This is a genomic window from Lactobacillus sp. wkB8 (genome assembly GCF_000761135.1).
GTDB classification, from domain to species: Bacteria; Bacillota; Bacilli; order Lactobacillales; family Lactobacillaceae; genus Lactobacillus; species Lactobacillus helsingborgensis.
In genome coordinates, this window is the sequence record NZ_CP009531.1 from 1,532,034 (window position 1) to 1,541,867 (window position 9,834).

7 protein-coding genes are annotated in these 9,834 nt (G+C 36.3%); all 7 read right to left on the reverse strand.

The window, feature by feature from the left end:
* Positions 1-14: 14 nt before the first annotated feature.
* Positions 15-1,451 (reverse strand): PTS transporter subunit EIIC, encoded by a 1,437-nt coding sequence (locus LACWKB8_RS07250; protein WP_038523984.1) that lies wholly within the window; start codon positions 1,449-1,451, stop codon positions 15-17.
* A 13-nt stretch (positions 1,452-1,464) separates the two neighbouring features.
* Complete coding sequence (locus LACWKB8_RS07255; protein ID WP_038523987.1) at positions 1,465-2,358, reverse strand: esterase family protein; 894 nt, start codon at positions 2,356-2,358, stop codon at positions 1,465-1,467.
* Between the two features lie 269 nt (positions 2,359-2,627).
* Complete coding sequence (locus LACWKB8_RS07260) at positions 2,628-3,683, reverse strand: DUF871 domain-containing protein (RefSeq protein WP_038523990.1); 1,056 nt, start codon at positions 3,681-3,683, stop codon at positions 2,628-2,630.
* A 128-nt stretch (positions 3,684-3,811) separates the two neighbouring features.
* Positions 3,812-4,909 (reverse strand): DUF871 domain-containing protein, encoded by a 1,098-nt coding sequence (locus tag LACWKB8_RS07265; RefSeq protein ID WP_038523992.1) that lies wholly within the window; start codon positions 4,907-4,909, stop codon positions 3,812-3,814.
* Positions 4,910-4,927: 18 nt separating this feature from the next.
* Positions 4,928-6,283 (reverse strand): PTS sugar transporter subunit IIC, encoded by a 1,356-nt coding sequence (locus tag LACWKB8_RS07270; RefSeq protein WP_038523995.1) that lies wholly within the window; start codon positions 6,281-6,283, stop codon positions 4,928-4,930.
* A gap of 316 nt (positions 6,284-6,599) precedes the next feature.
* Positions 6,600-8,156 (reverse strand): SLAP domain-containing protein, encoded by a 1,557-nt coding sequence (locus LACWKB8_RS07275; protein ID WP_038523998.1) that lies wholly within the window; start codon positions 8,154-8,156, stop codon positions 6,600-6,602.
* Between the two features lie 183 nt (positions 8,157-8,339).
* A complete protein-coding gene (locus LACWKB8_RS07280; RefSeq protein WP_038524001.1) occupies positions 8,340-9,683 on the reverse strand; it encodes an MFS transporter in 1,344 nt (447 codons plus the stop codon).
* Positions 9,684-9,834: the final 151 nt, after the last annotated feature.

Sequence of the window (9,834 nt, forward strand, 5' to 3'; positions counted from 1 at the left end):
GATATAGTTAAATCTTATTCTGGAAATAGTTCATTAATTCGGTTTTGATCAACACCAAAGAACCAAGTACAAATGAAACCACCTAAATATGCGATTAACATGGCAATCACAAATTGTAACTGTTGTCCTGGTTGAATTATTAGTAAACCAAAAATTCCTGAAACGCCCTGAGAAACAGTCCCTAAATGAAAGAGTGAGGCTGCTATACCGCCAAAGCCGGCACCCAAACACGCAGTAATAAAGGACCTGCCTAATGGAAGTGTGACAGCGTACATTAAAGGTTCGCCAACACCTAAAATCGCAACTGGAATTGAACTCATGACCAATTTCTTAAACCTTTTGTTTTTACTCTTGAAGTATAAAGCAAGTCCAGCTCCAACTTGACCGCCACCGGCCATTGTTAAAATGGGTAATAAATAGTTAATTCCGTGAGTAGGACCAGTAGGATCATTCAACATAACATGGATAGGAGTTAGAGCTTGATGCAATCCTACAGAAACTAACCCTAAGAATGTTGAGGATAACAGATAACCACCGATCCAGCTTAATTTGGTATATAAGAAATCAAGGACTACATAAATAATATTTGTTAGCCAATTTCCGACTGGCTGCAGGAAAACTACCGAAATTAAGCAGCAGAAAATCAGTGTCAAAATCGGAGTGAAAAATGTGTCGAATATATTAGGCATCCATGTTCTAATCCATCTTTCCGTCAGTGCGATAAATATACCCATAAATAAAGCGGTCAGTAAGCCACCGACACCCGTAACATAAGGTTTATTTGTGAAAGGCATAGAAATTGCAAGCGAAGCTAAAGGAAATGTTGGTAAACCTAGACTTAAACAGAAGATACCGCCAATACCACCAAGGATCGGACTACCTTTAAATTCTTTGGCGGCGTACATCCCTACAAATACTGGTAAAAAGGCAAACAGACCCCAGCCAATTGTTTTAATAGCCATGTACCACCAGTCATTAGCAAATGCACTGCCAGTTTGGTAGTCAATAACATTGGTAATACCATTTACCAGACCTGCGGCAATAATACCTGGTAAGAGCGGTACAAAGACATTAGCAATATGATGTAACCCTCTTTGGAGTGGTTTGTCATGCTTAGCCTTTTGGGCAGCTTTATTTTCCTGGGCTTGTTTTTTCACCTCTGCTAAATCACTGTTACCATCTTCAGTAGTGAGGTTGATATCAGCTAAATTAGCCATTATTTGAGCTACTTTCGTAACTTTTCCGGGTCCTAAAACAATTTGCAGCGTTTCTGATTGTACAACTCCTAAAACACCAGCGACTTTTTTCAAAGCATCAATATTAACTAGTGAATTATCTTTGATAGTTAAGCGCAACCTTGTCATACAAGAAACAATTTCACTTATATTTGATTTACCACCGACTAATTCTAATATTTCTTGTGCTAAATCTTGCTCAGATTTTTTTGTCATTTTGCTCACCTCACTAGTTCATTTCATCCAAAGCCCAATTATAGGCATTTGGCGCAGCTTTGGCCCAATAAGTCCAGTTGTGATTATCGCCACTGTCTTTGACATATTTAACGCTGATATTGTTACTTTGTAGTTTTTTCACAAAGCGGTTAACATCTTTTACCGGTACAGTAGTATCTGATGACGTGGTTTCGACAAAAAACTTGCTTTTGGCTGATTGATCACCAAGGTAATCTGTCGGGAATAAAGACTGGTAAACTTTATCCGACCAGCTCTTTTTTCCATCAGTAAACGCGTGCATGCTCATTTTAATAGGGTTAGTGTTAGGCAGGTTATACCACACTGAAGGTGAAATCAAAACTGCCTTACCAAACAAGTTAGGATATTTCAGGACAAATCTGGCTGCTCCATAGCCGCCCATTGAAATCCCACCAATTGCCGTGTGATCAGGATCTGTTTTAGTTTTATAAAGTTTATTAATTGTCGGGACCATGTCGTGAACGATGGCATCTTCCATTGGCAAACCGTCTTTTTGATTAACATAAAAACTGTTAAACCCATCTACAAAAACCACTATCATTTTCTTGTTCTTGCGGTGGACTAAACCATCCAAGATCTGTTGAGAATTAAACCTTTCAAGTAAGTTCCTGTGATTGCCGTTTACACCGTGCAGCATGTATAAAACAGGATATCTTTTATTGCCACTAGGATCATAACCCGCTGGCAGATAGACATCATAATTCCAGTCCAAGTGCATTTTTTTGGAATACATCGTTGTAGTAACTACTTGACTCTGATTTGGCTTGACAGCAGGATTAGCTGCCTTCTTTTTACTGCCACAACCAGCTAAGAAGAAAACAATCGGAAGTAGCGTTAAAATGGCTAATCCGCATTTTTTAATTTTCATTTTCGACTCCTTTAATAAGATTACAGAAAAATAATTTAAGTGAATATTTTTATATCCTTCGACAAAATATTTACTCAAAACAGTGTCAACACAAAGTAAGTATAATATTAATTATACCAATTTTCAATATTATAAATATATTATCTAAATTTTAGGTAATTATTGCACTATACCAATTATATGATTAATATATTGCCTGCCCAAATATTTTAGCTGGAAAAATCTAGACATTCATGCTAGATGGCTTTTTAATTTATACACAAATACTCCTAGTCTTTTTTCAGCTCCACAAAATGAATTTTCTGACCTGCACCTATTTGATCTAAAAGCGGTAAGTCTTGAGGCACGACATGTCCTAAAACGTTAACTTTCTTATCTACTGGTAAATCACGCTTAGTTATTTGTAATTCACCCTGATAACGCAGGTATAATTTGTTATCACAGGTAATTGTTCCCTTAGGACGTGCACTTACTTTTGTCTCTGGTTCTGTGTTAAAAAGTTGGCGGCTACGCCCCTCCGTCAATCTAATCACATCTCGCGCCACATCTGGACGATTGCTCCATTCATAATTGAATAATTCAGGCAGGTTCCCATCAACGTGAAGTGTAATAGTCTGCTGTTTGATGTAATTTTTAAAACAGTCAATCATATTCGTTGTTAGAGAACCATCTCCAATAAAGACATGATCGCAACCAAGCTGTTTCAATTCCAATGCGGCAGCTAAAGGATTCTCACCCCTATGTTTTTCAAGAGTTGGCAGTCCAGCATGAATAGGTCCACGCAGAACATCATCGCCCGCAACAAACGCCATCGTTTCCAAATTCATTTGGTGTAACCAATTATTTTTTTGTTCCAACCAATTTGCATCTAAGCCAGTTTCTGGGCGCGGATAAAAGTTATGCCAAGCTTGTAAATTTTCGAAACTGGCGCCGTGTTCTCGTAAAGCTGTGATGTCATCTTCATTTATAGTGCTGGCATTCAGAGCAATGGGCATTTTCTGCGAAAGTTTAGCTATAGTAGCTGACGTCACACCATCATCTATTCTTAGTCCAGTTAACCCCAGACTTTCAATCTGCTTTTCGTTATCTAATGCAATACCTAATTGCTCTAATCCCTCCTCTGAAACGTCGGCAATTATATCTGTTTCTAAATTCTGACACCACTTCGTTAACTCAGCTAATCTTTTCAAAACAACTTTTTGATCATCTTCTGGTATATGCAATGAAGTAAAGACAGTGGTTAAACCAGCATTACGCATTGCCAGCAAATAATTATAATCTGCAGCCGTTAAGTCGCGGTTGAGATATATTGAAAAACCTAGCATGTGTTTCTATTTCTCCCTTTTTATGAAATCACTTACATTAATTATTATACTATTTTATTTACGGTAAAAAATGAGCAAATAAAAAACCGTGAACAATTTGTTCGCGGTTTTTAAAACAAAACTACGTATTAACTTTCTTGCAAAAGGAATGTACTCCACGGCTCAATTTTCTGCAATAAGTCTAAATCATCTGCACATAAACGTCCAACCAAGTTACGTCTACCATCATTTGGAAAAGGTGTTAAGACAATCTGCAATTCACCTTTATAACGAGGATACTGGTCATTAACAACTACAATATCTCCGCGTTCAAAAGTTGGTTTATTATTATTGTGAGCTGGAATATCTTCTTTTGCATAAATAACACGTGGCTGAGTATCACGTAGTAAGAATTCTGAAGCATCGCCACGGTATAAATGTGGTTCTTTTAAGCAAATAGTTCTTTCAATTGGCTTAGTTCCCTCATCAAATTCCATTGTCAAAGTGGCAAAAGGACTCTTAAAAGCCTTAGCTGCAGCAGCTAATTCATCTTCACTAGCAAAAGCGTTACCAATAATTATATCATCAATCTTTTTGCTCAAACGTAAATGAGTAACTTGACTAAAAATATTGCGTTGGCGATCGCTTTCCATAGTCGGAAGCCCTTCATGAACAGGCCACGGACCAAATTTCGCATTCTTTGATGAAATAAATGCAGCTGTATGCAATCCATAATCACGATATTTCTGCGAATACTCATTAAAAAATTTTTCACTTAATCCAGTATACTCCTGAGGATAAAAGTTATGACAACCGATCAAATTATCAACTTCAGGATCATAAGCCATAATACTGTCAAGATAATTTGTACCCCGACTCATATTTAATTCAATCTTGAGTCCATAAGGATTATGAGTCATCGCAGCTTCTTCCATGCCGCTGAAGCCTTCATCTAACCTTAAGCCCCAAACACCTAAGTCCTTGAAAAAGACCAGATCGTTATAGTCAATTTTTAATGCTTTAAATAAAACAGGGTTAATATCTACTACAGTTTTAAAGCCTAGTTCATTAGCATAAGCTACATCTTTCTTTAACTTTGCGAGGATATCTTCTCCACTCGCACTTTTTAACTGCAAAAGTGATGTAAATATTCTGCTATAGCCATAATGATGGGCTAAATCCATATATTCTTTATCCTGTTCAAATGTACTTTGCTCAGGATAAAGTGAAATACCTAATTGCTTCATTTAAAACTCCTTAAAAGATTATTCAGCTGCAGGTTTAACATTGTTAGCGGCTTTAACAAATGGTACATAGATTAAGAAACCTATAACCATATTTACAGCCTGTAAAATGATTGAACGCCAATCCAATGTGCCGATAAACGCATTTAGAAATGGTGGCATACACCATGGCACATTAGCCTTGATTGGTGCTACCCAACCAAGATTTAGTGCCGCGTATGAAGTTGAAACCATTACAATCGGAGCTAGAATGAATGGAATAAAGTAAATCGGGTCCAAAACAATTGGCATACCAAACATTACTGGTTCGTTAATATTAAATAATCCTGGAACCAATGAAACTTTAGCAACTGCACGTTGATCTTCACGCTTAGAAAATGCCAGAATAGCCAAAATTAGAAGCAGAGTTGAACCTGCACCACCGATCCAGACATAAAAGTCAAAGTCAGTTCTAGTCCAAACGTAAGGTAGCGGTTTACCATTTTGACCAGCATTAATATTTGCAATCTGTGCTGTCATCCAAATAGTTTCGGTAATCGGCATAAGTACATTCGTACCGTGAATACCAAAGAACCAAAATACTTGGACCAAAATAGTGATAAGAAGCACACTACCATATCCTTGACCAATCTTAAGCAAAGGATCCTGAATAGTCTTAGAAATAAAGTCAATCACCGTTGTTTGGTTGAGACTAAATAGGTAATCAATTACGCCAACAGCATACAAACCTACTGTTGCAGGAATAATGCCAGTAAAGGCATTAGAAACTGCAGGTGGGACACTATCAGGCATTTTAATAGTTATATGTTTCTTAACCAAGTAAATATATATTGTAACTGAAATAGCACCCATAATCATGACGGTAAAGAACCCGGCAGATCCAAAGTATTTATTAAAGTTAAAATAACCCCAAGCACTAACATTTTTACCAGTTACTGCAGTACCAGCGTCAGTTAAAGTTTTAATATCACCCTTAGTTAAGGCATTCTTCAAATCAACAGTGAAGTTTTGTGGTAATCCCATAATGAAAGTACCCAAACTGACTAGACCACCAGCGATTGGTTCAACTTTGTATTGCACACATAATTGATAACCAAATGTGAACGAGAATAATAGACCCAAAATGGCCATAGTACCCGTCCAAACTAGTGAGTTGAGGCTAATCAGCCACTGCATTGAATTGACAAAGCCAATCCAACCAAAATTAGTTGGAATGTCCCTGACTAAAGCATTAAGAACGGTAGCGAAAGAACCGGCTAATGTTAATGGCATAATTGCAATGAAAGCATCACGTAACGCCACGAGCCAGCGAATCGATCCAATCTTAGCGGCAATCGGAACGACATGCTTATTTAACCAGTTAATCAAAGCATTCATAATTATTTCCTCCTACTAAATTTTTACTCCACTTGTATTATACCACATTGTTTGGAAACGCTTTACTTTTTTCGCTAAAATTGTTGCGGCAGTAGGTTTTTCGGCTTTGGTATACACCAAAATATATAGTACATATAGAGTATATTTTGATACAATATAAAAGTGGTATATACCATAATTTTTTTGTATTTTTCTTTTAATAGATATACAAATTAAAATATAAACATAGTTAAACACACCAAGTGCAATTGAATATTAAATATTTCAAATAAAAAACGGCATCATCATGATGTCGTTTTTTTTAATTTGTTAAAAACTATTTATTAGTTGCAGCGTAGTCTGCAATATTTAAAATTTGCTGGAAACCATTAGCACTCGTAACAGTTAGCATTGAATTATTATTAATAAACTGCACTGCACTCTTGTCTACACCATTCACGCTAGCTACCAAGTTAACAATTTCTTCGGACTCTGCAAAAGACAAATTCTTCAAGTCATTGACAATAACTTTTTTACCGTTTAAAGCAGCTTTCGCAGCAGTAATTTGATTTACAGAATCGGTAATATGAGCAACAGTAGAGATTGCACTGTTAACCTGATTACCCGTTGCAATTGCACTATCATAAGCATCACGAGCTGATTTAGCAGAAAGCTTATAGGTATCACTTGCTTTTACTGCAGCATCCTGACTTAGTAAATCACTAAGTGCCTTTTTATCTGTGGCTGTGGCAGTGACAGTTTCACTCTTAGCAGTTTCTGGTGTGTTAACTGGGGTTAACTTGGCACCACTTACTAAGCTAATATCTTCTTCTTTAAGATACCCATTCTTATCGCTTTGGAGTTTATAGAATAATTCTGCCTTATTGTCAGCACTTATCCAAATATAACGAAGTTCAGTTACTCGTGCTCTATGTCCTTTAGCAAAAGTTTTGGTAGGTTGAACTACACCCTTGTTGTTATAAACATTTGTATTCCGTGCCAAAGTGACAGTAGTTACATCAGTATCATCTTCCGGCTTGGAATTTGAAGGCTTTAATTGCTTACCATTAACAATTCCTACATTATTCTTCTTTACCCATTGGTCAGCACCCGGATAATTTGTGTCATTTAGGTGATAATACAATTTCTTGCCAATGTATTTCAGTTCATCAACTGTAACCTTTTGTCCTGTTCTGATTAAGACTTTAGTAGACTTACCATTACCATCATATATGTAAGCATTGTGGCTCAAGGTAATTACAGTTGGATCATTTTGGTTGTCACTCGGGGCATTATCATTTTTACCGGGCTTTTTATTAACAGGTTTTAATTTTGCACCAGTTGTTTTACCCACATTGGCTGCCTTAATAAACTGATTATTTTGACCATTTATTCTGTAGAAAAGCTTTTTACCAATGTAAATTAACTGATCAACAGTAACTGTTTGCCCTTTTTTAATCTTCTTCTTTTCTGTCTTACCCTTAGCGTCATAAATATAGGCATTGTGCTTAATCTTAGCTTTTGCTGTAGGTGCTGATTTAGTAACTTTTTTACCATTAACATAACCTACATTAGCTGCTTTAACGTAGGCATTGCCACCTATATCATAGTAATCTTTATTATTGATCGTAACTTTGGTATTAAAGTTTAGGGTAATTCCCTTGCCAATTTTGGTTCTTTTGGCACTACCCATATAAGTTTTTAACCTCTTACCATTTTTATCATAAACATAAGCATTATGATTTAACTTGATTGTATTTTGTTTGACATTGTTTTTCTTTGCTGCAGGCTTATCAGCAGCTTGCACTACGGCAACTTGACTGCCGCTTAATACTGGGCTGATACCAATTAACGCAGCAGCCGATACCATCATAAATTTATGACTAAATTTCATTTACTCTCTACCTCGTTATTATATTAAAAATCTATCAACATTGTTTATTGTATACTAAAAAATCGTTCGCAAGTCGTCAGTAAAGAATTGCTTACCTTTTCTTAATACAATTGCACAAATGTAAAAATACGGTAAAACTAATCTTTTTCAAGCAAGTTAAAACGCGAATTACTGATAGCTTAATTATTTAGCTGCTTCTTTACGGAGTTTATTTTCACTAATCGCGGTGTAAAACAGAAAGATTAAAGCAGCAAATGAAGCAACATATAAGACCGAGTTGCTGGCAATCCAGCCAAACTTATCAACTAGAATACCGATTAAAGCTGTTGCCAAAGTTTCACCAAAAATATACTGAAAGAAGCCCATGAAACCAGTCGAAGCACCTACAGCATATTTGGGAACAACCTCATTAATCATTAGACCTACAAGAGTTAATGGAGCGTATATTAAATTACCCATAATAATCAGCGCAATAATAATTAAAGTATGATTATTACTGAAAAAGTAAAACGTTAAACAAATTAGCGTCCCAATCACGCATGCAATTGAAACTAGTGCGCGGCGTCCTTTGAGAGCGTCCGAAATAGCACCAATAATGATTACTCCGGGAACTGATGCCAATTCAAAAATACCAATAACCCACTTGGCAGCCGCAGGATCAAACCCCTTATTTTGAACTAAATATGACGGAATCCAGCTTTGAATACCATAACGAACAAGGTAAAGCGACATTGACGTCAGGGTAACGGCCCAAACCAACTTATTTTGTAGTATGTATTTAACAAAAATTTGACCAACACTTAAATCCGTTTGATCGGCAGTAGAAACCTGACCATTGTCCAAAATGACTTTATCACCTGTATAAGTAGAAATATCCGGTAAGCCTACAACTCTAGGCCTATCAGCTCCTAAAACCAAAATTAGGATACAAATTAGAAATGAAATTGCAGATGACGTATAAAAGACTGCGGGTATTGAGCCTGAAAACAGGAAAACAGCCAATTGAACAATCGCAACACAAATAAATGATCCGGCATTATGAGCGGAAGACCAAATGGAATACATTGTTCCTCTCATTCTAGGACCCCACCACAACTGAATCATTTTTTGACATGCGGCAGCACCCATTCCTTGTGTAACAGCCATTAAGAACATTAACAGCATCATTAAATACAGGTTACGTGTTGAACCTAAAAAGATATTTAATATTGCTGATAACAAAAGTCCCACCATTAAGTAACGGTTAGAATCACATTTATCCGCTAAAACGCCCATAAAAAGCTTTGCGACTCCATAGCCAATACCAAAACAAGATAAAATCAAACCAATATTAGCAGTAGTAAAATGATATTCTTTCATAATATCATTCTGCTCAGTTGTAAAAACCAAGCGAATAATGTAATAACCAATGTAACCTATACATGTTGCTAGCAAAACCCCGAATTGTCTCCACCTGTAGGTACTGGCAATTTTAGCTTGAGGAACCAACCTATCTGAGTCAGGTTGTTTCATAATCCATTTAAACATGATGTAACCTCCTTCTATTAAATTTATGATAGCACTTTCTTGTATTTTACAATAGTGTTGCAATGTCAGACTCCTAACAAATCTGCTATTTTTGTTAATCATTTTGTTTAAAACAAATGCTAAATGAAATTTTTATTAAATTTATTTGGTT